At 63.7% G+C, this 26,562-nt stretch carries 19 protein-coding genes; 5 read left to right on the forward strand and 14 right to left on the reverse strand.

All coding sequences use genetic code 11. The features are described from left to right. Positions 1–140: 140 nt before the first annotated feature. Both AB7008_RS21955 and AB7008_RS21960 read right to left on the reverse strand, forming a co-directional pair. On the reverse strand, positions 141–6,320 hold the full coding sequence (locus AB7008_RS21955; protein ID WP_441259525.1) for an autotransporter-associated beta strand repeat-containing protein: 6,180 nt from the start codon (positions 6,318–6,320) through the stop codon (positions 141–143). After that, entirely contained in the window at positions 6,310–10,443 is a 4,134-nt protein-coding gene (locus AB7008_RS21960; protein WP_441259526.1) for an autotransporter outer membrane beta-barrel domain-containing protein, read from the reverse strand. Before AB7008_RS21960 ends, AB7008_RS21955 begins: the two co-directional genes overlap by 11 nt. Before the next feature lie 186 nt (positions 10,444–10,629). Here AB7008_RS21960 and AB7008_RS21965 point away from each other — a divergent pair, with 186 nt between their 5' ends. Continuing rightward, positions 10,630–12,366, forward strand: coding sequence for a tetratricopeptide repeat protein (locus AB7008_RS21965; protein ID WP_441259527.1), 1,737 nt, complete (start codon positions 10,630–10,632; stop codon positions 12,364–12,366). 130 nt (positions 12,367–12,496) lie between these two features. On the opposite strand, the gene AB7008_RS21970 is transcribed toward AB7008_RS21965, so the two are convergent. From AB7008_RS21970 to AB7008_RS21995, 6 genes are all read right to left on the reverse strand, one after another. Continuing rightward, entirely contained in the window at positions 12,497–13,429 is a 933-nt protein-coding gene (locus AB7008_RS21970; RefSeq protein ID WP_441259528.1) for a lipid A biosynthesis lauroyl acyltransferase, read from the reverse strand. Between the two features lie 8 nt (positions 13,430–13,437). Continuing rightward, positions 13,438–14,715, reverse strand: coding sequence for a beta-ketoacyl-ACP synthase (locus AB7008_RS21975; RefSeq protein WP_304493835.1), 1,278 nt, complete (start codon positions 14,713–14,715; stop codon positions 13,438–13,440). A 47-nt stretch (positions 14,716–14,762) separates the two neighbouring features. Next, on the reverse strand, positions 14,763–15,968 hold the full coding sequence (locus tag AB7008_RS21980) for a beta-ketoacyl-ACP synthase (protein WP_028159332.1): 1,206 nt from the start codon (positions 15,966–15,968) through the stop codon (positions 14,763–14,765). Then, complete coding sequence (locus AB7008_RS21985) at positions 15,965–16,435, reverse strand: 3-hydroxyacyl-ACP dehydratase FabZ family protein (RefSeq protein WP_028159331.1); 471 nt, start codon at positions 16,433–16,435, stop codon at positions 15,965–15,967. The genes AB7008_RS21980 and AB7008_RS21985 overlap by 4 nt, the downstream gene beginning before the upstream one ends. A 10-nt stretch (positions 16,436–16,445) precedes the next feature. Then, a complete protein-coding gene (locus tag AB7008_RS21990) occupies positions 16,446–16,733 on the reverse strand; it encodes an acyl carrier protein (RefSeq protein WP_007592476.1) in 288 nt (95 codons plus the stop codon). Positions 16,734–16,945: 212 nt separating this feature from the next. Beyond that, the gene (locus tag AB7008_RS21995) at positions 16,946–17,287 is read right to left on the reverse strand and encodes a hypothetical protein (RefSeq protein ID WP_063983965.1); all 342 of its coding nucleotides are present in this window, start codon (positions 17,285–17,287) and stop codon (positions 16,946–16,948) included. Between the two features lie 339 nt (positions 17,288–17,626). Between AB7008_RS21995 and AB7008_RS22000 the strand changes: the two genes are divergently transcribed. Next, a complete protein-coding gene (locus AB7008_RS22000; protein ID WP_028159329.1) occupies positions 17,627–18,256 on the forward strand; it encodes a ParB-like protein in 630 nt (209 codons plus the stop codon). Positions 18,257–18,271: 15 nt separating this feature from the next. Here AB7008_RS22000 and AB7008_RS22005 read toward each other — a convergent pair whose 3' ends face one another. Further along, a complete protein-coding gene (locus AB7008_RS22005; protein ID WP_014496114.1) occupies positions 18,272–18,427 on the reverse strand; it encodes a hypothetical protein in 156 nt (51 codons plus the stop codon). Positions 18,428–18,702: 275 nt separating this feature from the next. On the opposite strand from AB7008_RS22005, the gene AB7008_RS22010 reads away from it, so the two are divergent. Beyond that, entirely contained in the window at positions 18,703–18,846 is a 144-nt protein-coding gene (locus AB7008_RS22010) for a hypothetical protein (RefSeq protein WP_248882711.1), read from the forward strand. Between the two features lie 43 nt (positions 18,847–18,889). Here AB7008_RS22010 and AB7008_RS22015 read toward each other — a convergent pair whose 3' ends face one another. Then, positions 18,890–19,093 (reverse strand): hypothetical protein, encoded by a 204-nt coding sequence (locus tag AB7008_RS22015; protein ID WP_248882712.1) that lies wholly within the window; start codon positions 19,091–19,093, stop codon positions 18,890–18,892. A 162-nt stretch (positions 19,094–19,255) separates the two neighbouring features. On the opposite strand from AB7008_RS22015, the gene AB7008_RS22020 reads away from it, so the two are divergent. Together AB7008_RS22020 and AB7008_RS22025 are read left to right on the forward strand one after the other, a co-directional pair. Next, entirely contained in the window at positions 19,256–19,987 is a 732-nt protein-coding gene (locus AB7008_RS22020) for a Crp/Fnr family transcriptional regulator (RefSeq protein ID WP_248883398.1), read from the forward strand. A gap of 139 nt (positions 19,988–20,126) precedes the next feature. After that, positions 20,127–20,273: a hypothetical protein gene (locus AB7008_RS22025; RefSeq protein ID WP_441259529.1), complete on the forward strand. Its 147-nt coding sequence runs from the start codon at positions 20,127–20,129 to the stop codon at positions 20,271–20,273. 27 nt (positions 20,274–20,300) lie between these two features. On the opposite strand, the gene AB7008_RS22030 is transcribed toward AB7008_RS22025, so the two are convergent. The 4 genes from AB7008_RS22030 to AB7008_RS22045 all read right to left on the reverse strand — a co-directional run bounded on the left by AB7008_RS22030 (position 20,301) and on the right by AB7008_RS22045 (position 26,444). After that, complete coding sequence (locus AB7008_RS22030; protein ID WP_041957624.1) at positions 20,301–20,798, reverse strand: MgtC/SapB family protein; 498 nt, start codon at positions 20,796–20,798, stop codon at positions 20,301–20,303. Beyond that, positions 20,795–21,376, reverse strand: coding sequence for a peroxidase-related enzyme (locus AB7008_RS22035; RefSeq protein WP_038932049.1), 582 nt, complete (start codon positions 21,374–21,376; stop codon positions 20,795–20,797). The genes AB7008_RS22030 and AB7008_RS22035 overlap by 4 nt, the downstream gene beginning before the upstream one ends. Positions 21,377–21,490: 114 nt before the next feature. Next, the gene (locus AB7008_RS22040; RefSeq protein ID WP_441259530.1) at positions 21,491–23,269 is read right to left on the reverse strand and encodes a di-heme-cytochrome C peroxidase; all 1,779 of its coding nucleotides are present in this window, start codon (positions 23,267–23,269) and stop codon (positions 21,491–21,493) included. Positions 23,270–23,543: 274 nt separating this feature from the next. Beyond that, positions 23,544–26,444: an ATP-binding protein gene (locus AB7008_RS22045; RefSeq protein WP_441259531.1), complete on the reverse strand. Its 2,901-nt coding sequence runs from the start codon at positions 26,442–26,444 to the stop codon at positions 23,544–23,546. Positions 26,445–26,562: the final 118 nt, after the last annotated feature.

Raw genomic sequence — 26,562 nt, forward strand, 5'->3', positions numbered from 1 at the left:
CCGACCCGACACCAAATTCCGCAAAACAACCCCATGCACAGTAGAAACGCCATCTGCGGGTGGCCGTCGGTGACGGCGCCTAAGTCACGATCCGGGCTGGCCCAATCGAGGCGCGGGCGCAACACCACGCGCAGCGTCGTTCACCACTCAAACCGCACCGTGCCCTTGCCGGTGTAAGTCTGCGTGCTCCGGGAGAACTCGCCATCGATCGTGCCCGCGAGCGAGAGGCCGTTCCGCCATTTCATTTCCGCGCGACCGCCGACGAGTGCGGAATCCGCGGCCGGCCGTGCCCCGCTGACCGTGAAGGCGGCGCCGGGGAGCATCTGGAAGGCTGCGTTCACGAGGCGATTGGTGTTGGTGTCGTGGGCCCAGGCGAGGCGGCTGCGCAAGGTGAGCACACCGTTCTCGACGAGGAAGCGCTGGTCGGTGCGGGCGCCGAGCTCGGTGCGGACATTGGTCGTGTCCTGCGCATTGTAGGATAGTGCGAACTGGTTGGTGCCGACGAGCGCGGTCTCGCCGTAGCCGGGGAGGTGGAAGGTCGTGGCCTGCACGGCCGCGTAGGGCGTGACGCCGAAGCTGAAGGCGGGGATGGGTGCGAAGCGCCAGCCGGTTTCGAGGCGGCCTGCAAAAGTGCTGGCCTTGAAGTTGGCGGTCAGCCGGTCGGTGCCTGAGACCGTTACGGTGCGGTCGGTGGTGACGTCCTGCCAACCATAGGCCAGCGCCGCTGAGAGATAGGCGGGCCCGAAATTGTGGCGGGCATAGAGGCCGGCCTGGAAGACATCGGCGCGGCCGCCGCCGAGCGCGTCCGCGACCGAGAAGTTGAAGCCCGCGCCGCCGAGTGCAAAACCAACCAGCGTGTCCGGCGAGACGCAATAGTCGGCGCCGACCACGGTGCCGTAGATGCGGCTGGTGGTTGAGCTTGAACCCGCTGCCGCGTTGCCGCTCAACGAGCTGCCGCCGCCATAGCCGGAGGCCCATACGCCCCAGCGGCGGTCGATGGCCTCGCCGCCGGCATCGCGCGGCGTCACCGCGGCAAACGCCTCACGCACTCTGGCGTCGCCCTGTGAAGTGGCGGCATAGCCCAACGTGCCGCCGTCCGCAGTGCCTCCGCTCATGCCGCGCTCGCCATCCGTACCGGCACCGAGCGGATCGAGCGCGTTCACGAACTGCTGCATGGCATTGAACGCGACCTGTGTGCTGGCAGCGCCCGGCTGGCCGGAGACCTGGTTGAGCGCCCGGGCGAGCTGCGCGTCGGTCATGTTGAGCAGCACATCGAAGCCTGCCGGCGGCGTCGCGCCGCCTTCGACCGCCTTGTTGATGCCGCCGGCGACACCGATCTGGTTGCCGCTGCTGCCTGACGGCAGGTCGATCGTACCGGCATCGAGCACCAGGTAGACGTTGTTGAGGTCGTAGGTGAGATGCGGATTGCGTGCGCCGGGCGCGAAGGTGCTGCCGGTGATGCCTGCAAATGTGCCGCTCAGGCCGCCGGTCGCGGTGAGAATGGTGTAGGTCTCGCTTCGGAACCGGCCGGGGATCGCCACCGCCTGCACGGTGGCACCGGTGAGCGTCGCGGTGCCCGAGACGTTGGTCCGGTCGGCGGCGGTGGTGGAGACCTCGACCGTGTAGAAGCTGCCGGCACTGAAGGTGAGATTGCCACTGACGGTGAGTGTGCCGATGGAATTGCCGGGCGCCAGCGCGCCGCCGCTCGCGATCGTCGTGTCGCCGACGATGCCGGTGCCGCCGAGAATGCCGCCGCTGTTCACGGTGATGCCGCTCGACGCCGTGATGTCGCCGTTCACCGCGAGTGCGCCGCCGTCGACCGTGGTGGCGCCGGTGTAGGTGTTGACGCCCGACAGTGTCAGGCGTCCGGTGCCGACCTTCACCAGCGAGGCGCCGGTGCCGCCGGCAGTTCCGCCATCGGCGATCACGCCGGTGACATCAGTGGACAGATCGTTGCTGCCGACCGTCAACTCGTTGCCGCCGAGCGAGAACGTTCCGCTCCCGGCAAGCGAGCCGGCGGTGATCTTGTGGTCGCCGTTCGTGCTTGATGTCGAAGAGAAGTCGAAGACGGCGCCGGAGGTGCTGTTGATCAGCTGCGCGTTGCCCGCGTTGGAGGTGCCAGAGAACAGCACATTGCTGCTGTTCGTGATGGCGGCACTGCCGGCCGTGGCCTGGTTCGTGAAGGTCAGCGAGCGATTGTTGGTAATGGTCGCGCTTCCTGCCGAGGAGGTGTCGTGGAAGCTTGTCGAGTTGTTGTTGACGATTGTCGCATTGTCTGCGGTGCTGGTGTCGGCGAACCAGAGGGTGTTGGCGTTGGTGATGGTCGCATGACCGCCCGTGGCCTGGTTCCAGAACGATACCGAGCCATTGTTGGTGATGGACGCGCTGCCGGCGGTCGAGCTGTCATGAAATCCGACGGACTGGTACAGGTAGTTGACGATCGTCGCATTGCCGGCGGTGCTGCTGTTGACGAACGAGAGTCCACCGCTGCTGTTGATGATGGTCGCGTTGCCGGCCGTGCTCGTATTGAGGAACCCGATTCCGCCGCCGGTGATGTGGGCGCTTCCCGCGCTCGCGGAATCGAAGAAGGCGATCGAACCCGAATTGTCGATGGCCGCGCTGCCGGCCGAGCTCGAATTCCAGAAATCGATGGAGCCGGAATTGGTGATGGTGGCGTTGCCGGCCGTGCTGCTGTTCAGGAAGTTCAGAAATCCAGGGCTGACATTCGTGATCGTGGCGCTGCCGGCCGAGCTGGCGTCGTGGAAGTTGATGGTGGAGGATATCGCGTTGTTGATGGTGGCGCTGCCGGCGGTGCTCGATCCGTAGAAATTCAAAAAAGCGTACTGCGCATGCATGTAGTCGCTGGTGTTGTTGATGGTCGCGCTGCCCGCCGTGCTCGCATTCGAGAAGCTCATATCGCCGTTGTTGGTGATGGTGGCGCTGCCAGCAGTGCTGCTGTTCAGGAAGCTCACCGATGACCTGCTTGCATTGCTGATCGTGGCGCTGCCAGCCGAACTGGTGTCGTTGAAGAGGATGGCGGACCAGTCGTTGTTGGCGATGTTGGCGCTGCCGGCCGTGCTCGAATTGTTGAAGACCAGGCCGCCGCCATTGTTGGTGATGGTGGCGCTGCCGGCCGACGAATTGTCAAAGAAATAGATATTGCTGGCGGTGGTATTGGTGACCGATGCGGCGCCAGCCGTGCTGGTGTCCCGAAAATTGATTCGGTTGTTGTTGGTGATGGTGGACGTTCCGGCCGTGCTGGTGTCGTAAAACCCGAGGGTGCCGCTGTTCGAGATATTGACGCTGCCAGCGCTGTTCGCGTTGCGGAAGTTCGTCGCGCCGCTGTTTGCGATGCCGGTGATGCCGCTCATGTCGGCGTTGACGATTTCGAATGTGCCGCCGGTGCCGACGGTGACCGTTCCCAGGACGGAGCCGGCCAGACCGCTATTGCCGAGCTGGAGCGTGCCGCCCGAGATCGTCGTGCCGCCGCTATAGGTATTCTGTCCGGTCAGGATGAGCGTGCCGTCGCCGGCCTTGGTGAGCGATTTGCCGTCCCAGCCGGTGGCGGGGTTCGCCGCCTGATCGGTCAGCGCCACGCCGAGCGTGAAGGTGTCGGTCGCGTTGGTCAGCGTGAAAGTGCCGTGGGCGAGCGAGTTGCCCGCCGTCCAGCTCAAGCCGTAGCTGGCGAGGTATTGCAGGCCGTCTGTCGATTTGCGGGTGAACACCGTGAGGTAGTCCACCGTGCCGGTGAAGCCGCCGACGGTGACGGAAGCGAAGTCGCCGCTGATGCCTGACTGGGTGTCGATCAGCACCTTGTCGAGCTGGCTCGCATTGCTGATGCCACTGAGATTGAAGGCAACGCCGCTGCCGATCGAGATGCTGTCGGCGGACAAAGCGGGGCTGTTCGTGCCCGCCGCGATCGACACAGTGGTGTTGTTGCCGAAGGTCACGGTCTGCGCGACGTTCAGGGTCGCCGGCGTCTCGATCGCCAGCGTGCCGCCCGTGACGTCGATGCTGCCGCCCAGATTGTTGCTGCCGCCCGCGCCGCCGTCACCGAACTGCAGCCGGCCGCCGGAGACGATCGTGTAGCCGTTATAGGTGTTCGTGCCCGTCAGGGTCAAAGTGCCAGTGCCGACCTTTTCCAGGGTGCCATCGATGGAGAGAGTTCCGCTTACAACGGTCGACGTATTATTGCCGCCGACCTTGAGCGTCCCAAAGCGTAGCGCGAAGGTGCCTGCACCGGCGATCGCCCCGACGCTGGAGATGGAATCGCCAGCAGGGCCGACCGTGCCAAACGCAGTGAGCGCAGTCGCGCTGGTGTTGGTGATGGTGGCATTGTCGGCCGTGCTGGCGAAACCGAAACCCAAGGTGCCGCTGTTGTTGATGGTGGCGCTTCCGGCAGAGCTGTAGCTCAAGAAGTTGAGCGAGCCACTGTTGTTGATGATGGCATTCGCGGCGGTGCTGGTGTCACTTGAAGCGAAGGCGCCGAAGTTAAGTGTGCCACTGTTGTTGATGGTGGCACTTGCGGCGGTGCTGCCGTTGCGGAAGTTGAGCGTGCCGCTATTGGCGATGGTCGCGCTGCCGGCGTTGCTCGTGTCGTAGAAATTGGCGGTGCCGCTGTTGATGGTCAGCGTCGCATTGCCGACTGAACTGGTGTTTCGGAAATTGACGGTGCCGGTGGAGGTGATCTGGGCGCTGCCGGCCGTGGTCGTGTCGACGAATTCGAGTGTGCCGCTGTTGGTGATCGCGGTGCTGCCGGCCGACATTCCATTGCTGTAGGACGTGAGCCCGACGTTCGTGATGGAGGTAATCGCGCCGGCATTCACGATGCTGAGCGTGCCTTGGTCGCCGACGCTGATCGCGCCGGCGACCGAGCCGGTTCTGGTGAGGGTGCCGAGCTGGAGCTCGCCCTCGGCGATCGTGGTGCTGCCGGTGTACGTGTTGGTCGCGGTCAGCGTCAGCGTTCCTGCGCCGATCTTGACCAGCGAACCGCCGGTGCCGGAAATGACGCCGCTCACCTCGGTCGATATATTCTTGGAGCCGACAGTGAGTTCGTTGGCGCCGAGAAGATAGCTGCCGGCCCCTTCAATCGAGCCGACGACCTGCTTGTAGTCGCCGGCGGGACCCGCAGAGTTCGAGAAATCCACCGTGCCGCCGGCATCTGCGTTGACCGCCATGGCGTTGCCATTGCTGTTGATGACGCTGAGCGTGGTTCCGGCCCGAACGTTGACCACGCCCGCGATGGAGCCGGTATTGGCAAGTGTACCGAGCTGAAGAGTTCCGCCAGTGATCGTCGTGCCGCCGACATAGCTGTCCCCGCCCGAAAGCGTCAGTGTGCCCGTGCCGGCCTTGACCAGCGAGCCAGTGCCGGTGATGGTGCCTATCACCTCGCTTGATTGATTGTTGGAGCCGAGCGTCAGCTCGATGAAGTCGAGGTAGGAGGTGCCGGCGCCTGTGAGCGATTGGACCGAGAGCTTGCGGTCACCGGCGGGGCCTGTCCCCGAAAAATAGATGTTGCCCCCGGCATTGTTGATGATGGTCGCATTGCCGGTTGTGCTGTTGCCGTAGAAGCGGAGTAGTCCTCCGCTGTTGACGGTGAGCGTTGCATTGCCGGCCGTGCTGTTATCGTTGAAATTGGTGTATCCGCCGCTCTCGGTGGTGAGGTTCGCGTTGCCGGCGGTACTGGTGCCGTTGAAATTGAGTATTGCGTAGTTCGTGATGGCTGCGCTGCCGGCCGTGCTCGAGCCGGCGAAGCTCATGGAGTTGTTGTTGCTGATGGCGGCGTTGCCTGCGGTGCTGGTGTCCTGGAAGATCAGGATATTTCCATTACCGAGCGTGGCGTTGCCGGCGGTGCTGCTGTTCGCGAACACCATCAGGCCCTGATTGTTGCTTTTGGCGGTGCCGAGAGAGCTCGAATTCTGGAAGGTGGTTGTCGCGCCGGTGCCGGTGATGAGGTAGAGGCTGCCGCCATTGATGGTGATGCCGGCGCCCGTGAAGGTGAGCCCTGAACTGTTGTTCTGGATCTGGAGGTTCGAGGCGCCCGCATTGAAGGTCCAGCCGCCCACCGAGGTGCTGCTGCCAACAGTCAAGTATAAGAAGTTAGACGTGCCAAAGTAGGCCGTGCCGGAAGGCACGTTCCCGGTGCTCCAGTTGATCCCATCTTCATACGCAGCAGTGGTGGGAGAGGTGCGCCATGTCGCATCCTGCGCACAAGCGGGCGCGACCGGCAGCGCCCAGGCCAAGGCCAGCGCCGACGACGTCAGCAGCGCGGCCCGCAGGCGGCGGGTCGCCGCGAGGCGATCTTTCCGCTCACCACTCATACCGCACCGTGCCCTTGCCGGTGTACGTCTGCGTGCTGCGCGAGAACTCGCCTTCGACGGTGCCCGCGAGCGAGAGGCCGTTCCGCCATTTCATCTCCGCGCGACCACCGACCAGCGCGGAGTCGGCCGCCGGTTGCGCGCCGTTGACGGTGAAGGCAGCGCCCGGCAGCGTCTGGAAGGCGGCGCTGACGAGGCGGCTGGTGTTGGTGTCGTGCGCCCAGGCGAGCCGGCCGCGCAGGGTCAGTACGCCATCGCTGACGAGGAAGCGCTGGTCGGTGCGCGCGCCGAGCTCGGTGCGGACATTGGTGGTGTCCTGCGCGGTGTAGGACAGCGCGAACTGGTTGCTGCCGACGAGCGCGGTCTCGCCGTAGCCTGGCAGGTGGAATGTCGTGACCTGTGCGGCCGCGTAGGGCGTGACGCCGAAAGTGGAGCCGGGGATCGGTGCAAAGCGCCAACCGCCTTCCAGGCGGCCTGAGAAGGTGCTGGCCTTGAAGTTCGCGGTCAGCCTGTCGGTGCCCGACACCGTCACGGTGCGGTCTGTCGTGACGTCCTGCCAGCCATAGGCGAGGGCGGCGGAGATATACGCCGGCCCGAATGTGTGGCGGCCGTAGAGGCCGGCCTGGAACAGATCGGCGCGACCGCCGCCGAGGCTGTCCGACAGCGAGAAATTATAGCCGGCGCCACCCAGCGCAAAGCCGAGCAGCGTGTTCGGCGAGACGCGATAGTCGGCACCGACCACAGTGCCGTAGATGCGGCTGGTGGTGGTGCTTGATCCTGTGGCGGTGTTGCCGTTCAAAGTGCTGGCGCCGCCATAGCCGGAAGCCCACACGCCCCAGCGCCGATCGATGAGATCGCCGCTGGCGTCGCGTGGTGTGACCGCTGCGTAAGCTTCGCGCACTTTGGCGTCGCGCGGGTCGGTGGAGGCATAGCCCATTGCTCCGCCATCGCCGGCGGTCGCGCCGCGCTCGCCATCCGTGCCGCCACCGCCGAAGAGATCGAGCATGCCGACGAATTGCTGCATCGCGTTGAACGAGGCTTGCGTGCCGGCGGCGCCGGGCTGGCCGGAGACCTGGCCGAGCGCACCGTTGAGCTGCGGCTGGCCCATGTTGAGCAGCGCATCGAACCCGGCCGGCGGCGTCCCGCCGCTCGCGACGGCTCCGTTGATGGCGCCGGCCACATTGCTCTGGTTGGCGCCAGTGCCTGCCGGCAGCACGATCGTGCCGGGATCGAGCACGAGATAGACGTTGTTCAGATCATAGGTGAGATGCGGATTGCGCGTGGGGCTGAAGCTGCCGCTGACGCTCAGCCCGGCGAACTGCGTTCCACCGAAGCCACCGGTTGCATTGAGAATGGTGTAGGTCTGGCTGCGGAAGCTGCCCGGGATCGCCACCGCCTGCACGGTGGCGCCGGTGAGCGTCGCGGTGCCCGAGACGTTGGTCCGGTCGGCGGCGGCCGTGGAGACCTCGACCCGGTAGAAGCTGCCGGCATTGAAGGCGAGGTTGCCACTGACGGTGAGGGTGCCCACGGAATTGCCCGGCGCCAGCGTGCCGCCGCTCGCGATTGTCGTATTGCCGATCGTGCCGGTGCCGCCGAGCGTGCCGCCGCTGTTGACGGTGAGGCTGTTCGACGATGCGATCGAGCCGTTCACCGCCAGCGTGCCGCCGTCCACAATCGTGGCGCCGGTGTAGGTGTTGATGCCCGACAGGATCATCGTGCCGGTGCCGGTCTTGACCAGCGACGTTCCGGTCATGCTTCCGTTGCCGGTGAGCACGCCGGTGACAGTGGTCGACAGATTGTTGCCGCCAACCGTCAGCTCTTCGCCGTTGAGGTTGAAGTGGCCGCCGCCGGCGATCGAGCCGGCGCTGATCTTGCCGTCGCTGCCCGGGCCGGGGGTGTTGAAGTCGATGACGGCGCTGGAGGTGGTGTTGACGAGCTGCGCGTTGCCGGCCGTCGAGTTGCCGTCAAACAGCACGTTGCCGGTGTTGTGGATGGTCGCGCTGCCGGCTGTAGAGTAGCCGTTGAACGCCAATTGCGCGTTGTTGGTGATATCTGCGCTACCGGCCGAGCTATTGAGGAATGCCAGCGTGCCGGCAGACACCGTCGCGCCGGAAAATCCTGCCGCGCCGGTCAAGGTCAGCCTGCCGGCGCCGGACTTGGTCAGCGTGCTGCCGTTGAGACTCTGGCTGATGACGAAATTGTTGGCAGCGTCCGCAATGTCGAATGTGCCGGCGCCGGCACCCAGGGTGATGGTGCGCGCGGTGGTGTTGAAAGCGGTGCCGGTGACCTGCAGAGTGCCGCCGTTGAAGGTCAGGCTGCCCGCCGCATCGCCCAGATTGGCGTCCGCGGAGACGCTGACCGTTCCGCCGGCGAAGGTGGTGCCGCCGGTATAGGTGTTGGCGCCTGTCAGCGTCAGCGTGCCGGTGCCGGTCTTGACCAGCGAACCGCCGGTGCCGCCGCTCGCGCCGCCGTCGGCAATCACGCCGCTGACGGTGGTCGACAGATTGTTGCTGCCGACCGTGAGTTCGCTGGCGCCGAGTGAGAAGGAGCCGTTGCCGGCGATCGAGCCGGCGCTGAGCTTGTTGTCGCCGTTCAGGCCGGTGCTGCCGGAGAAATCGAAGACGGCATTGGCCGCGTTGTTGATCAGCTGCGCATTGCCGGCGGTCGCATTGTCCTGGAAAGCGGTCGTGCCGCCGCTATTGTTGGTGACCACGGCGCTGCCGGCGGTGCTGCTGACGACAAAATTGATGGTATTGCTGTTGGTGATGGAGGCGTTGCCGGCCGTGGAATTGTCGCGGAACACGACCAAATCGGAGTTGGTGATGGTCGCGTTGCCAGCCGTGCTGGTGTTGTAGAAATATAGCCAGCGATTGTTGGTGAGAGTGGCGCTGCCTGCCGTGCTGGTGCTGTTGAAAGACAGCCAATTGTTGTTGGTGATAGCGGCGTTGCCGGCCGTGCTGCCGCCGTAGAAATACAGGTAGGCGCCGTTGGTGATGGTTGCGGTGCCGGCCGTGGCGTTTCCCTGGAAAATGGCTCTGCTGTTGGCGCTGTTGGTGATGTTTGCGCTGCCCGCAGTGCTGGTATCGTTGAAATACAGGTAGTTGTTGTCGCTGGTGATCGTCGCGCTGCCCGCCGAACTCGAATTGTTGAAGTAGACGTTGCCGGCGCCGCTGTTGGTGATGGTGGCGGATCCTGCGGTGCTCGTGTCGTTGAACTTCAGGGTGCCACTGTTGGTGATGGTGGCGGAGCTGGCGCTGCTTGCGTTCTGGAAGGTCGTGGTACCGTCGTTGGAGATGCCAGTGATGCCGCTGGTGTCGGCGTTGAAGACGCTGAACGTGCCGCTGGCGCCAACGTTGACGGTCCCCACAATGGTGCCGACGCCGCCGGTGCTGCCGAGCTGCAACGTGCCGCCGTTGATCGTGGTGCCGCCGGAATAGGTATTGGCGCCCGACAGGGTCAGCGTGCCGGTGCCGATCTTGACCAGCGAGCCGTTGACAATATTGCCAGTCACGACGGTCGACAGATTGTTGGAGCCGACCGTCAGTTGGTTGCCGCCAAGGTCGAATACCCCGCTGCCCGCGATCGAGCCGGCCGTGAGGGGGGCGGTCGTGAAAAACTCGATTTGGCCGTTGTTGTTGATGGTGGCGTTGCCGGGCGTGCTGTTGCCGTAGAACGCCAGGTCGGCACCGTTGACGTTGAGGGTGGCATTGCCGGCGGTGCTTGAGCCGGTGAACGTGGACGTCGTGGCGAAGTAGTTGTAGTTGATCGTGACGCTGCCGCCGTTGACGCTGATTCCGGCGCCCGTGAAGTTCAACTGGCCGCTGACGTCAAAAACGTAGTTCGAGGCGCCGGCATTGAAGGTCCAGCCGCCGACGCTGGCGCTCGTAATCGCCAGGCTGGTGATATTAGAGGTGCCGAAGGAGGCCGTGCCCACCGGCACGAAGCCGCCGTCCCAGTTGGTGCCGGTGCCATAATCGTTGCTGCCGGGGGAGGCGAGCCAAGTGCCATTCGACGCGGCGCGCGATGGCACGGCCGGCAGCGCCCAGGCCAGCGCCAGCGCCGACGACGTCAGCAGTGCAGCCCGCAGGCGGCGGGCCGTCTTGAAACAATCTTTCCCCGTCCTCACCACGTCCCCCAGCGCGCATTCGCGAGTCCTCGGCTGGATTCATCGCATTGGGTGGGAGCGGTGTCCTGATAAGGGGTTGGTCAGCTTCTGAAAGTTTCTGATATTTGCGTTTCAGGCTCGATTTTCGGGCATTTTCGCCAGACTTCCTCTATATGAGCCGGCCAGAGAAACTTCGTGGGGGATCAATTGCTTCGTTTCGCCGGCTTCGAGCTGGACCAGCAGCGCGCGGAGCTGCGTTCGGCCGAAGGCGTTGCAATCAAGCTCCGGCCCAAGACCTTCGAGATGCTGCGGTTGTTTGCCACCAGCGGCGGCCGGGTGCTGAGCAAGCAGGAGCTGATGGAGGCGGTCTGGCCGAACGTCCATGTCGGCGAGGACAGCCTGTTCCAGTGCATCCGCGAGCTTCGTACCGCGCTCGGCGACGAGCGGCGGCAGCTGATCAAGCTCGCCTCGGGCGGCGGCTATCTGCTGGCGGCGGAGGTGGTGGCTGCGCCGGAGGTGACGCTGCAGGCCGAGGCATCCCGGCCGGCTCCGACCGGTGAGGTCGCGACCGAGCTGCCGGCCGCGGTCGCCGCGGTGCCCGTGAGGTCATTGCGCACCATGTTCGGTTTGAGCCGGCAGGCCATGGTCGCCGCGGTCGCCGGCCTCTGTGTGATCGTTGTCGGGCTCGCTGTGGCGGCGCCGGTGCTCAAGCCAGATCTCCTGTTCAAGCGCACGCCGCCGCGGATCGCCGTGATGAAGATCGTTGATGCCAGCAACGATCCCCGGGGCGCGACGATGGCTGCGGAAGTGACCGGCCGCCTCACGGATGGTTTTGCGAAGATCCAGAACATCAGCGTAGTTGCGCCGCGATTGGCGGCGGTCGCGGGCGGCGAGAGCGCGGCCGCGCCGGCCGTGTCATCGGACTACGAACTGCGCGGCGAGCTACAGCTCGCCGATCAATCCTGGACGCTGCGGGCGCGGATCATCAAGGCGGGCACCGGCGAGGTTCAATCGGTTGCGGCGGTGTCGATCAGTGCTGACGAGGCGGACGCGCAGCTCGCGCAGGCCCGGCTCGCCGCAGGCGCCGGCCATGTGCTTGCGCGCCACCTGAACGAAATCCTGGAGCCGAGCACATCGTCCTCCGCGCGCCGCACATCATCGGCCGGCGGCGACAAGGTCGCCGTCGAGCAGGCGCTCGCTTCGATCAACCAGACCACGCGCGAGCGTTTTGGCGCGGCACAAGCCATGCTGCAAAAGGCGCTCGCGGACGACCCCGACAATGTCGATCTCGCCGTCGCGCTTGCCTCGCTGCAGATGCGCGGCATCCAGATGGTCTGGTTCAGCCCGGAGGAGGCCGCCGCGGTCGAAGCGAGGGCCAATGCGACGCTGGAGCAGGCGCTGCGGTCGAAGCCGAACTCGATTGCGGTGCTCGAGGCCACTTGCCGCTTCCTCAGTGCCACCAATCATTTCGTGGAAAGTCTCGTCACCTGCGCCAAGGCGTTGAACTTCGATCCGTGGAACGGGTCTGCGCTCTATCTGATCGGACTGGGTCAGATCTATCTCGGTCGCTTTGACGATGCGCTCGCGACGTTCCAGCAGGCCGATCGTTACGACACGCCGCCGGCCTCTCGCTGGACCTGGCTGCTCGGCGCGGGCATGACGTATGCCCTGATGGGACGCTACGAGGAGGCGTTGCCGTGGCTGCAACGCTCGATCGCGATCACGCCCGGGACCGGCCGCTCGCACTTTCTGCTCGCCGCCGCCTATCAGAGAACGGGCCAGTTCGAGGAGGCGAGGGTGGCGATGCAGGAAGGGTTGAGGTTGCGGCCCGGCACGACCAGGCTCAGCGTCTGGCCGCCGATGAAGAACGCAAGTCCGGTTTGTGTCGCAGCTTGGGAACGCGTCGTTCAGGCCGAGGTCGACGCGGGGCTGCCGGAGCAGTAGGGCGGCGCGCGGGCCGCGTGGTCGGTCGTCATGCCCGGGCTTGTCCCGGGCATCCACGTCTTTGATCTCGCGTTTGGAGGCGCGTGGATGGCCGGGACAAGCCCGGCCATAACGGAGAAAGCGGTGCCGTCTACCGCCACCTGCGATGCAGCCACAGCCACTGCTCGGGATGCTCGCGCACCCAGCCTTCGACCACGCTCGTAATCGCCTGCGTCGTGCCCTGGATGTCGATCCTTCCGTCGGCGTCGCGCACCGGCTGGACTTCTTCCGTCAGCTCGCCGCGGAAGCGGCCGCCGGGCAGGCGGATGATGCGGACGCCGTGGATCGGGCATTCGACCTGGCGGAGCAGGCGGGCCAGCATCGGATTGGCGCGGGTCTTGCGGCCGAAGAAGGTGACCTCGACGCCGCCGGTCAGGTACTGGTCGATCAGCATGGCGACGTGCTTGCCGTCCTTCAGCGCCTGCGCGAGCCGCAGCGGCGCATCGCGCCCCGCCGGGATCAGCGTGCCCATGTTGACCTGGCGCATCTCCTGGATGATGCGGTCGGCAGACGCAATGTTCGGCCGGCGATAGAGGATCGCGGCATCAAGCCCATGCTCGACGGCGGCGAGCGCCGGCAGTTCCCAATTGGCGAGATGCGAGGCGAAGATCAGCGCCGGCTTGCCGTCGTCGCGGATCTGATCGAACAGCTCGATGCTGCGCGGCGGTATTTCGATCCGGCTCTTTTCCGGATTATCGCGGTCGTAATCCCAGACCTGGTCCATATGGGCGAATTCGGCACCGACGCGGCCGAGATTGTCCCACACGCCCATCAGGATGGTTTCGATTTCTTCCGGCGACTTCTCCGGAAATGCCGCGGTGAGGTTGGCGCGGCCGATGCGGTGCTCGCGCAGGCGCGGGCCGATCGTCTTCACGACGCTGGAGAAGAAGTCCGAGGTCTTGGCCGGATCGAAATAGCGCGTGGTGCGCAGCATACCGACGGTGGCGGCGCCGATCAGGCTGCCGCCGAGCGATTTGGCAGCCTCCCGCGCGCGGGCCTTCGTGCTCGCAGGAAGTAGCGCCATGCGTCCGGTCAGGCCGGTTCGCGGGTCAGGATCAGCGAGGCGTTCTGGCCGCCGAAGCCGAACGAGTTCGACATCACCGCGGTGACGCGGGCATCGCGGGCCTTGTTGCCGACGACGTCGAACAGGATCGTGGGATCAGGAGTCTCGTAGTTGATCGTCGGCGGAATGCGCTGATGCTCGAGGGTGAGCAGCGAGAAGATCGCCTCGACGGCGCCTGCGGCCGAGATGGTGTGGCCGACCATCGACTTGTTGGAGGTGACCGGAATCTTCTGCGCGAGATCGCCGAACACGGCCGACGTCGTGTTGAACTCCATCTTGTCGTTCTCGGGCGTCGCGGTGCCGTGCGCGTTGATGTGGTCGATCTGGTCCGGCGTCATGCCGGCATCGGCCAGCGTCTTGTTCATGCAGCCGATGATCGGCTTGCCATCGGGCGAGGAGCGGGTGCGATGGAAGGAATCGGTGAGCTCGCCGCAACCGGCGATCACGCCGAGGATTTTTGCGCCGCGCGCGGTGGCGGCCTCGTAGCTCTCCAGGACGAGCGCGCCGGCGCCCTCAGCCATGACGAAACCGTCGCGGTTCTTGGAGAAGGGGCGGGAGGCCGCCTGCGGCGGATCGTTCTGGGTCGACAGCGCCGAGAGCAGCGAGAACCGCACGAGAGCTTCGGGGTTCACGGTGCCGTCGGTGGCCACGCACAGCGCGGCATCGGTCTCGCCGCGGCGGATCGCCTCGACGCCGAGCTGGATCGAGGTCGCGCCCGAGGCGCAGGCCGTCGACAGCGAGATCGGCGAACCCTTGGTGCCGAAGGTTTCGGCGAGGTATGCGGCGACCGAGCCGAACATGAAGCGGTGGTGATAGGCGCTGTACTTGCCGCCGCCGGAGATGCGCAGCAGATCGTCATAGGTGATGTCCTGCGCGCCGACGGCGCGGCCGAGCTCACGGCGCTGCGGCCACTCGACCTCGACCGGTGCAACCGCAAGGAAGAGCGGACCGGGGAAATCGGCCTTGGTGCCGATGCCGGCCTGCGAGAGCGCTTCCTGCGTGACGAGCTCAGCCATCCGCTCGGACAGGGCGGTGGAGGAGAACGGATCGACGCTGACGAAATCGACCGTGCCGGCCATCGTCGTCCTCAGGCCGTCGACCGGAAAGCGCGTGATGGTGCGGATGCCGGATTCGCCGGCCACGAGCTTCGCCCAATTGTCGGCCTTGCCGTTGCCGAGCGAGGTCATGATGCCCATGCCGGTGACGACGACGACGGGACGCCCGAGTTTGTCGCGTGGTGCAGTCATGTCGATCCCCCGATTGAGCTAGAGCATCCGCCAAAGCGCGACGCGCTTCAGCTTACGGCCTCGACCAGAGCCATGCCCTCGCCGCGCCAGTGTCCGGCCCCCACCACCACAATCTGGGTGGGCGCGCCCTGCATTTCAATCTCGGTCCCGGTGGAATCGTTCGGCGGGAACAGCGCACCGCGCGAGATCGACAGCGCCGCGAGTGCGATGCCGAGCGGGAATTGCGTTTCCATGGTGTGGCCGAACATCGTGCCGGTCGAACGCACCGGGAAGTCGGGATGGCCCTTCAGGAAGTCGCGCTCCTCTGACGTCGCGGGCTCCGCGCCGGTCGCGCCCGATATGATCGCGCCCTTGCCCTCGCGCCTGGGCAGCTTTTCCCAAAGCTTCTCCAGCGTCGCGGCCATGTCGCCGGGTTGTTTGCGCCGGGCGAGGTCGGCAACGACGCTCGACAGCTTTGCGAACGGCTTTGCGCCGCGCGCTTCCGCGTGCGCCTTCGATTCCAGCACCAGGAAGGCGCCGGCAGATCCCAGCGCGAAACCGGCGTGATCCTTGCGCGCCCACACCGGGGCAAACTTGTCCTTCAGATTGAAGTCGCCGAATTCGTAGAGGACCATCAGGTCCTTGCGCTCGCCATTGTGGGAGCCGCCGATCAGCGCGATGTCGCTCTCGCCCGAGGCGATGCGCGCGAGCGCAATGCGCGCCGCATCGGCACCCGCGACCTCTTCGCCCATGAAAGTGCGCGAGGTGCCGCCGAGACCGTGCACGATGGCGATGTTGCCGGCGAGCAGGTTCGAGAGCTGGGCCAGGAACAGGGTCGGCCTGAGATCGCTCATCAGCCGTTCGTTGAGGAAGCCGGGCGCATTGGCGCCCTTGACCTCGGCCGTGAGCACGCCGGAGTCGACATTGAGGTCGCGCTCGCCGCCGCCGGCGGCCACCACCATGTCGATCTTCGACAGGATGTCCTTGTTGCCCTTGATCCCGGCGGAATCGAGCGCAAGGCCCGCGGCATAGGTGCCGATGCGCTGCCAGGCTTCCATCTGGCGCTGGTCGCCCTTCTTCGGGATCTGGCTGTCGAAGGTCACAGGCATCAGGGGATGCACGATGCAGGGCGCAAAGCCCTTCTCGTCGACATTGATGCGCTTGTCCTGAAGCGCGGCCCAATTGGCGTCCAGGCCTTCGCCGAGCGAGGTGGCGAGGCCAATGCCGGTGATCCAGACTTCCGTCTGGCCGGGCTTCGAAGCAGTGTCAGTCATGGCGATCCGACCTGTTGCGGGAAGCCGACGCGTTTGGCGACCGCGTCCATGAAGCTGCGCATATCCGCATTGGGGAAGGGGATCTGCGTGAAGGTGAGCGTCGAATTCGCGCGCAGCTTGCCGCCGACCCTGATCTTGGCGTCGGTCACCGCATAGCCCGAGCCCTGATGCGACAGGGTCGCCTCGATGGTCATGAGATCGCCGGGGAAGACCGAGCCGCGGACCTTGGCCTCCTTGACGGCGGCCAGGATCGGCATGCGCTCGAACTTGAGCACGCCGAGCTGAAGCCAGCCCGAGGCCTGGGCCATCGATTCGATCAGGAGCACGCCGGGCATCAGGGGATAGCCCGGGAAGTGCCCCTCGAAGATCGTGCTCTCCTTGGGGACCAGGGCTTCGACGACAATCGTCTTCGCGTCGACGTTGAGGTCGACGACGCGATCGATCATGTGGAAGTATTCGAGTTGCATGACCGCGCGCTTAGGCGCTCGCGCCCTTGGCCGCAACCAGTTCGTCGATGCGGGCGCACAGATTTTTCAGCACGAAATACTGCTCGGTGGTCGCCTTGCCGTCGTTGACCTCCTGGGTCCACTTTTCCAGCGGCAGCTTGATGCCGAACTGCTTGTCGATCGCGAACGCGATGTCCAGGAAATCGAGGCTGTCGATGCCGAGGTCATCGATGGCGTGGCTATCCGGCGTGATCGTGTCGCGCGGGATGTCGCAGGTTTCAGCGATGATCGTAGCGACCTGATCGAATGTGGAGGACATCACTAAGCCTTTGATATATTGCTGATATTTGTCTGAAGTTCCAGAGTGGAACGGTGGCTGGGCATCGCGCCCCGATGACGCCCTCAAACCCCCCTCTGGCCGGGTCGAAAGCCCGTATATCGGAGCGCCGCCCTGAGTTCAATGGAGCCGGGCGGCCCCGGCGACAGGGCTGGGGATGCCGCCGGCCGGCCCTTCGGTCGGGGGGGGCGTACCTAGATATGGGGCGTCGTGATCTTGGCGCAGTCGCGGCGGCCCATCAGCACGCAGTCCTGGGTGCGGCGCAGGTCGGCAATGCTCACCGCGAGCCAGATCCCGATTGCGGTCAGCGCGATGGTGAAGGCGAGCGCCGCGATATTGGCGAGCATGCGGTGGCGGAAATTGTCCGGTTCCGGGCGGGGCTTCTCGTACCGCGACAGGTCGAGCGGCTCGGGCGCGACGCGCAGCGGCTGCACGGTACCGCTGCCCCGTTGGACCGGCGGGGGAGACGCGTTGCGCGGCCTGAACTGGAGCACCCGGTGCTCATCATCCGAGCTGATGGGCCGCTGTGTTTTCATGGTGTGGGGATCACTCCGAAGCAGCGGTTTTTAGATAGCATACGTCGTGAATGCCTTGCAGAAAATCTTCTCAACGCGCACGTGCATTGCGCTTTCGCACTATCTTGCATGGCATATTTCCGGAACGGCTCGCGAGCGAACGCGGCGCCCTCTGTCAGGTCGGTGACAGGAAGCGGAGGTTGCATTGCAACAACAACCCCGAAGTGCGCATCGCCGGCTCTCGTGAACATCTGCTTGTGATCTCCGCGGCCGGATCGAACGCATTTTGCCGCCGCGGGGCCCATGGCATAATCAAGGGAACTGGACCACAGGTTGCAACCATGTGAGGGGCCTTCGACCATGACCACCACCAACGCGCGCGAACCGAGAGTGCATCCGGTGCCGATCCTGTCGCTCCGGCCGACGCAGATGACGGTCGGCATGCGCGAGGTCAAGGAGAAGCGAAAGCGCTGGCGCGAGCACGGCAAGAAGAAGCAGGCCGACCTGCTCGGCAATCACATGATCCCCGTCGTCTACGGACCGGACCAGCGCTACTACGTGATCGACCATCACCATCTCGGCCGCGCATTGCATGACGAGGGCGTCAAGGAGGTGCTGGTGACCGTGGTCGGCGACCTCAGAATGGTCGAGCGCGAGGCGTTCTGGGGCGTGATGGACAACAAGCGCTGGGTCTACCCTTACGATTCCAAGGGTGAACGGCGGCCGTTCCGCGATCTGCCGAGATCGATTGCCGATCTCAAGGACGATCCGTTCCGAAGCCTTGCCGGCGAACTCCGCCGCATGGGCGGCTTTGCGAAGGACACCACCCCGTTCTCGGAATTCCTGTGGGCCGACTTTCTGCGCCGGAAACTGTCGCGCAAGGCAGTCGATGCCAATTTCGACAAGGCGCTCGAGAAGGCCCTGTCCGCAGCCAAGAGCAAGGATGCGATCTATCTGCCCGGTTGGTGCGGGCCGGCGGATGACGATTAGGCGCGGGCGCTCATATCAATCGCGTTGGAAGATCTTGGCGCCGGGGTAAACGCGCCGGGCGTAAGTCACAACCAGTGCGCGGTCCTGGGTTTCCAGGAAGGGCGTTCGGATCTTGCACGAGCCGACGATGAGGTGCCACAGACCATCGAGCTTCCGGATGACGACGTTCATTTGAGTAATCCTCGATGACTCCGCATTCCCGCGAATTCGGCTTAGCTCGGCGGTCTTGCGATTCATGATCGTTGTCGCCGGCGCGAAATTCCCGGCACCGCTCGCGACCGCCGCAAGACAACTACGGTTACTCTTAGATGGTTACGGCGCGCGGCCCGAGAAGCCGGACCTGATCACAGCCGCTTGAGCGAAGTCATTTTCCGCAGCGATGAAACCGTCCTGAAACAGAGCCACCCCATGTCTCCGGGGTAGTCGAGCTCACACAGGAGGCCAACATGCGCCGTCTGGTTTTCGTAATCGCCTTGCTCGCAGTCGCCACGGCAGGAATCTCGGCATCGTTCGCTGCTGTTCGCCACGCCAAGACGCTGACATTCTCCGAGCGCTTTGCGCCGGCGCTCGAGTTGATGACGCAGCGCTAGCTACGTAGCGCCTCGCAGTCGCAGATACGCAACGGTCGGACGATTACTTCTGGTCTTGCGGGCCGGGTGAGGAGAGAAGGCGCTCCATCTCGGCGGCTGCCTCGCCGTCGCGCGCCTTCTGCAACAGCGTGTGGCGTTCGCTGCCGGCCGGCAGGTTCTTGGCGGCGGCGCGGGCGTCCTGCGTGAACTTGTTCAGGCGCTGCTGGAGTGACAGGGCCGGTCGCGTGCGGTTGCGCTTCTTGGTCATGGCTGAACCTTTCCGGCGCGAAGCGCACCATGGGGACGCGAGTGGCGTCCTTAACTTTTGTTGGAACCTGGAGCGTGGATCGCGGGTTTTCCATTGCAGCGGCGCTTCGGCGCCAGGGATTGCAATACAGGTCCCACTTCATACCAACCGGAGCTAGCTCGCGTGCCTAGCGATACGATCCGTGCTGCGCTTGTCAGGCGTTTGCGTACATCTTCGGGCATCTCGGACGACGACGTGAAGGAGATCGAGCAGCTCCCGATCGCCGTTCGTCAATACCCGGCGGAGACGCCCGTGGTCCGCGATGGCGAGCGCGCAACCGATTGCTGCCTGATCGCAGACGGTTTCTGCGCGCGTTCCAAGACGATTCCGAGCGGCAAGCGTCAGATCCTCTCCATCCACATCCCCGGTGAGATCCCCGACCTGATGAGCCTGTTCCTGCACGTGATGGACCATGACCTGTCGACGCTGACGCCGTGCACTCTTGGATTCATCAGGCACGAAACGCTGCGAAAATTGCACCAGCGCAGTCCAAGCGTTGCCGAGCTGTTCTGGCGAGACACGCTGATCGACTCCGCTATGTTCCGTGAATGGATCGTCAATGTCGGCCAGCGTCCCGCACCCGCAAGGCTTGCCCATGTCATGATCGAGCTGCGCGAACGCCTCCGGGTCATCGGGCGTCTGGACGGCAACGGCTTCGAGATGCCGCTGACCCAGGAGCAGATCGGCGAAGCCTTGGGCATCACGGCGGTGCACGCCAACCGCGTGATCAAGCAGTTGCGTCAGGAGGGCATCGTCGAGCTGCACCGCGGCCGCGTCACGGTGCTGGACGAGCGGAAATTCTTGGAACTTGCCGATTTCGACGGCCGTTACCTGCATCAGTCGCCAACACTTTGAGGCGCGCAGGCGCCTTGACCTACCGCAAATTCGTATCGGTGCAGGGCGCTATGGTTCGTCGGCATGATTGCCGAACCGGTGTTGCCTGAATGTCGAGGGCGCAGGCGGCTCCGAGTCATGCTGACCCGGAGGCATCACCGTGAGCGTAATCTTTCGCATTCTCTTCATCGTTGCCGGTGCCATCACCGCGCTGTTCGTCGCGCGCGATGCCCTGAATTTCACGATCATGCTCGTCACCGCCATCGTCGGTGTCGGAAGCTTCTGGAGCCAGCGACGGAAAACGTGACGGATGTGAGAGTGCTGGCGCAGCCGGCTAGGTCCGCGGCGGCGCGTCCGGAGACGTCTCCGCGGTGTGTGCAACTTCCTTCCCGCCGAGCACGCGGTGCAACCGTCGCTCGATGTGGCGGCCCACCGTCAGCAGCACGAAGGCGAGCGCCAGCGCGACGGCGACGATCTTCCACTGTCCGGCGCCGCAGACGATGCCGATGCAGGCCGCGAGAAAGGTACAGGCGGCGCTGGTCAGCCCGCGGACGCGAAATCCCATGCTCTGATGCACGATGACGCCGGCACCGAGAAAGCCGATGCCGGTGAGGATGCCCTGGATGACGCGGCTCGCGGCATCGGCGACCTTGGTTGGCTCGGCGAGCTGCAGGGCGAGCAGAACCACGGTCGCCGTGGAGAGCCCGACGATGCCGAGCGTCTTCAGCCCGATCGGCTTGCCGTGCAGGTCGCGGTCGAGGCCGATGGCGCCGGCGGCGACGGTCGCAGCACCGAGACGAGCAAGGATTTCGGGCCAGTCGAGCTCCGTCATTTCTTCGGCAAACGCCCCATCAGGTAGAACTCCTCGTTCGGCCTCATGCCGGTGAAGTTTGCCAGCCGGTTGGACAGCGCGAAGAAGGCGGAGATCGCGGCGATGTCCCAGATGTCGTCGTCGCTGAAGCCGTGCGGCGCGAGGGCCGCGAAGTCCTCCTCGGAGACGCGCTGTGCGTCGGCCGAGACCTTCATCGCGAAATCGAGCATCGCCTTTTGCCGCGGCGTGATGTCGGCCTTGCGGTAGTTCACAGCGACCTGGTCGGCGATCACAGGGTTCTTGGCGCGAATGCGCAGGATCGCGCCATGCGCGATCACGCAATACTGGCACTGGTTGGCCGCCGAGGTCGCGACCACGATCATCTCGCGCTCGGCCTTGGTGAGGCCGCCGTCCTTCTCCATCAGCGCGTCGTGATAGGCGAAGAATGCGCGGAACTCGTCGGGGCGGTAGGCCAGCGTCAGGAACACGTTCGGCACGAAGCCGCTCTTCTCCTGCACGGCGAGCAGGCGCGTGCGGATGTCGTCGGGGAGCGTGTCGAGGGCGGGTGCGGGGAAGCGATTTGAAGGAGGAGGGGACATGACGATGTTCCGGATGGGGCTCTCGGGGAAACGCGGAACATAGTCGATCGCAGTCCTTCGCGCAAAGCGCTTGCGCGGACTAGATCCTGGCTAACGCAGACAGAGCAGAGGCTCTCAAAGAGTCTTCAAATATTCGAGGAGTGCCTTCTTTTCGTCGTCGCTCAAGCGCGTGCCATAGTCATGCCCGCATCGGCTGTTTCCTGAATTGAGGTCATTGCAATCGGTGACTGGGCGAGTTGGCCCCTCTTGTGTGACGTCAAGACCAACATTCTTGATGTCGTATTTCGCGCCAACTTTGAATTGTGACATACGCTTCGCAGGCGGCACGAGCAATTCCGCCAATGTCGGCACCGAGCCGTTGTGCAAGTAAGGTGCCGCGGCCCAAATTCCCTCCAGCACGCGAGCTTCATACTCGCCTCTGTTGAGGGTCCGCTCAAGAAGCGTCCCAGGTTCGATCGTCAGGCTTTCTGGCTGGTTCGGAGGTTGCGCGCTGCTGGGCGGCGCGATGGACGCCTTGGCCGGAGCCGGTGACAGAGAGAGGGATGTGGAGGGCGCCTTTTGGGCGTTGGGAGGCAACGAGGAGCCAAAGCCGTCACCGGAGCCGACGTCGCTCCCCCGATGCAGCTTATTGTCGAGGATCGCTCCGGCGACTGCACTGAACATCATGTGGACGGCATAATCCTCCTCCTCGAGGTGCCTGGCGATCAACGGGATACCTGCTCCCTTCAGTGCGCCGGTCTTCACCCTCCAACCAAGCTCGTCGAATTGACGTGTGTCGGTGCCGACGTTCTGAATCGGCGTCACCCACGTCGTAACGAACAGGTCGCGCAGAGCACGGACTTCCTTCTTCTCGTGACACCCCTTGCTGCACTGCCTCTCGAAGATTTTCTGACCGTCTTTAGCCAGCTTCGAGTCGATACGCCAATCTGATGGCCATTTTGGCGGACCCATCTTCAAGACCAGTTTCTCGAGTCTTTCCAGCCCATCGAAGTTGATGGAGTTGGCGTAGTCGTAGTCGAAGAATAAGCCGGACGAACGCTTTGGTTCGAAGTTGGCGAACGCCAGAGCCTGCCCGGTGTTCCGGGCAAGTGCAAAAACGCGGTTTCCATTCAACACAAAACCGGCCCAGTCGGTCTGGTTCTGCATCGGTGAATTCCACAGGAAAGGATAGCGCACCGGAGCATCGCCAATCTTCATGTTCTCCGGGATCAAAAAATCGGGCGGCGGCCCAACGTCGGTGCCGGATATGCGATTGAAGATGATCCCGATCGCGTCCAGACGTCCGGGGCCCCAACCAACTGGCGGCAATGTACCGGTCACGAATGCATGAACGCGCCGGTGCCATGCATCAACGCTCCGACGTAGTGTGGCTACATCGGCAGCAGAAGGTGTCGCAGGTTGGAAGACGGCCGCAGCAAATGCAGCGAATGCCGTGTCGCTGGCGGTTGCGTCTCCTACCGCCTTGTCCAAATCGCTCAGGAACTCCTGGAAATCCATAAAGGCCGGACCGCCATCAATGCGGTACGTCTTGCCCTCCACTTCAACCTGCCGCGTGTGGCACGCGGAGCATGTTATCCCGACCATCTGGGACTCTGCGGGACCTGTGGTGTGGAGGCCGACGGGGAGGTTGGCATTGTTGCCCGGATTTGGGAGAAAGCCGTATCGGGTCAGACCATCCGAGAGGAACGGTTGTCCGTCCTTCGCTTTCAATGCCCGTAACCAGGTGAGCTTGATTAGGCGAGAGCCTTGGTCGCGCGTGTAGTAGTCGGCCCTGTCTTCCGCTGTCCATTTCGGGCCTTGGTCGACATAAATGGGATCGCCGAGAGCGGTCTCAATTCGCGAACTTGCGGCGACGACCAGCGCAAAGCGAATGAGGAAAGCGATACGACGCATCGCATGACCCTCCATGAGCTACAATTGAACCACCTGTTTTCTCGAAATCAGAATCTTTGGAGTTATGCGGAGCTGGGCGAGACGCAGCTCGCCCGGTAGCGACGAGAGCCGTCAGAAATAGCCGTCGGATGCTCGAGATTGTACTTCTTGGCAAAGTCCCGTCAAGGTCGTTGCTCCGAAGCGAAGCTCCGGATTGCATGCCACGCCTGTTGAGCGCGGCGAGCCCGCGATACGGGGCCCTGTGAACCGGTGTGTCTCGACACGAGCGGCCTTGCTAAACCGCGAGCCGGGATCCGTCCCATGCAACAATGCCAAACTGATCGCAAGTCGCGCGCATCTCGGCGAGATCCTCAACGACGCGGGGGGCGCCAGGCTTCGCCTCGGCGAGCAGTCGCGCCCTCAAGCCAAGACATTCGACGATCATCCATGGATTCCCGATGGTCCTGGCGATGGAAAGAGCAGAATCCAAGGCGCTCAGGCCACGTTCGGATTTCCCGTCCCGAACGAGAGCCTCAGCGTAACCCGCATAGAGCAAGCAGAGCTCGATCTGGCCTGTCCGCAGATGCGTGCCGCTCTCTATACAAGTGTCTATCAGGTCGACGGCCTGATGTGCCTGACCTGTTCGTGCCAGAGCGGTCGCCATTGCTCCGGTCAGGTTGGCCTTGCTGGCATCGTAGCCGTTACGTTCGACGATCTCCCTTGCAATCGACAAGCATTCCACAGCCTGGTCATTTCGATGGAGCATGAGGAGATTTCGCCCCATCGTAATGCGGGCGAGCACTTGCCCATATGAATCCTGTTCACGAACTGCGATCTCCAATGCACGCAATGCGAATCCGAGCGCCTCCGCATATTGACCTGTTGCATTCATGAACCAGCTCCTGAATGCCAAAACCGTGCATTTTGGACCGGCCGGTGTCCCGAGACGGGCAGTCTCGAGTTCTCCTGTGAGCATTTCATTCAGTTCGTCCATCGCCGCAATCGCGCGCTCGACGTGGCCCATGCTGTACAACACATTTGCCATGATGGTCTGATTTGAAAATACGAGTGCGGTCGATTCCAGCGCTCGGGCCGTTCTCAATCCCTCGCTCGTTATTTGCAGCGCTTCTTCATACCGGCCCTCAAACCAGTAGACCATCCCGAGTTGCGACTGGATGCTGCACACGTGAGCAATCCTGCCTTGGCGCCGCGCCAGCTCCAACGTTCGTGGCAAATGCATATTTACTTTTTTGAATTCGCCGAGTTGCAGCATCGAAGCGAAGCTCATTCGACCGAAGTCGACATATTTTTCTTCGGCGGCTTCCCCAAGACGCTCGATGAGCTTGAGCGCCCGGTCGTATATCAAACTGAGCGATGAGGCTGCGGCGTTGCGGCGCGCTTCGACGGCAGCCTCCCAGAGATAGCCAAGTGCAGCATCAGCATCTCCGGCTTCCTCTGCATGAAAGGCCAACTGTTCGTAACGACCATTCAGATTCGGGTAACGCCGAATGATCGCCTGGACAGCGGCCTGGTGGATTTCCAGACGCCGGCCACGCGGTATCGTGTTTGCACAGGCCTCGGCGATGATCTGATGCCGGAAACGCACGGAGTTACCCGCGAGCGGATGGACAAAAGCAAATCGGGCGAGCTCGAACAACGCGGTCAGCAGCTCGCCTACGTCCACGCCGAGCACCGTCGTAGCCAATTGGATTTCTACCTCCGCTCCCAGCAGGCTGAGCGTCTGCACGAATACTTTCATCTTCGGAGAGAGCCGTTGCAGCCGCGCATGAATCACGGACTCGACGCTCTGAGGCAGCGAATGTTCGCTCGTTGCGTTCGTCGCGTCCGCCGAACGCAAGAATTCCTCCAATACGAAGGGGACGCCGTCGGCGCGATCGATTGCTCTCGCAAACACGGTCGAGGATCGCGTTTTCGGCCACAATTGGCGTCCCAAAGCCTCCATACAGGCCCGCGATAGCGGTTGCAGATGAATGAGCGAGTCCGCAATCTCCATGGACTGGTCTGATGATTCCGGACGTCCGGTCAGCAATATGCAAAGCGGCTGTAGGGTACTTGCGCGCGCGAGTAATTTCAGGAAATGGCGGCTTTCCGGATCGATCCACTGGAGGTCTTCGATCAGCAAGAGAGTTGGTCTATCAAGCGCCAATGCGAGGAAGGCATTGACAAGTGCACGTGCAATTTGCGTTTGCGTATTGTCAGTCAATCGTTGGCGAGAGGACGCTTTTCCAGCGATGAACAGGGCTTCGAGCTTTCTGCGATCGCCTGCCTCGACGTGCAGTTCCGCGAGAGCCTCGCGAATATGTTCATCCGAAGATGAGCTGTTTGCAGCGAGCATGTCGCCCACCAAGGTGCGGGCGGCGGCGAATGCGGTGGCACGTTTCTGTACGCCGCCATAAAAGACGCAGCATCTCACGTCGGATGTCAGTGCCTCGGTCATTACGGCTGTCGCAAGGCGGCTCTTGCCGATACCTGGTTCGCCCAGCAGGGTGACGGAGCAGCTTTTGGCGCCCGGGCGCGGGAGGAGCTCCCGAAGCGCCGCAAGTTCGTCGACCCGATTCACGATCGGATTTTGATAGCGGCTGGCGATTTCGTTGTGATCGACATCGTCCGGCCGGGCATTCAGCGTGTAGGCCTCGATGACCCGATCGGCGATTCCCGAAGTCGTCTTATGCGCCGTAAGGCCGAGTGGCGATCGGCACAGCTTTGCGGTTTCCGCGCTAACCCTGATCTCGCCTGCCGCAGCTTCCTGCTGCAGCTTGGCAGCAACGTGCACGGTCGCTCCGGCAACGTCGAAGCGGGCGATGGCATTTTTGCCGCCTATGCGTAAGCCGACCAGGCCGGAGTGAAGTCCGACGCGAAAATTGACCGGATCTCCCCTGGGGCCGGTCGACTGGCTATGACTCTGAATGTCCCAGGCTGCGATGCACGCACGATCCGCATGATCCTCATATGCGGTTGGCCAGCCGAATATGGCAATGCCACCGTCTCCCGCATAGTGGACAATCTGTCCCCCGAGGCGCTCCACGGAGCTGCGGATGTGATCCAGCCACTGGTCCAGAAACGCTTGAGCTTCATCGGGGTCGCAAGCCGCGATGTGGCGAGTTGAACCCACCATGTCGACGGCGAGCACCGTTATGATGTTGCGATCCGCAATATTAGCACCGCCCACGGACATCCTCGCGCCCCGCGTGCTCAAACCGGCTTCAAAAGGCAAGGGTAGCACGAAGGACAACCCTTGGGCTATCCGCGAGACGCGGCCTTGAGCCGCGATATCCGGGCATTCCCCGTCTCTC

It is taken from the genome of Bradyrhizobium sp. 521_C7_N1_3, assembly GCF_052075975.1.
GTDB classification, from domain to species: Bacteria; Pseudomonadota; Alphaproteobacteria; order Rhizobiales; family Xanthobacteraceae; genus Bradyrhizobium; species Bradyrhizobium japonicum.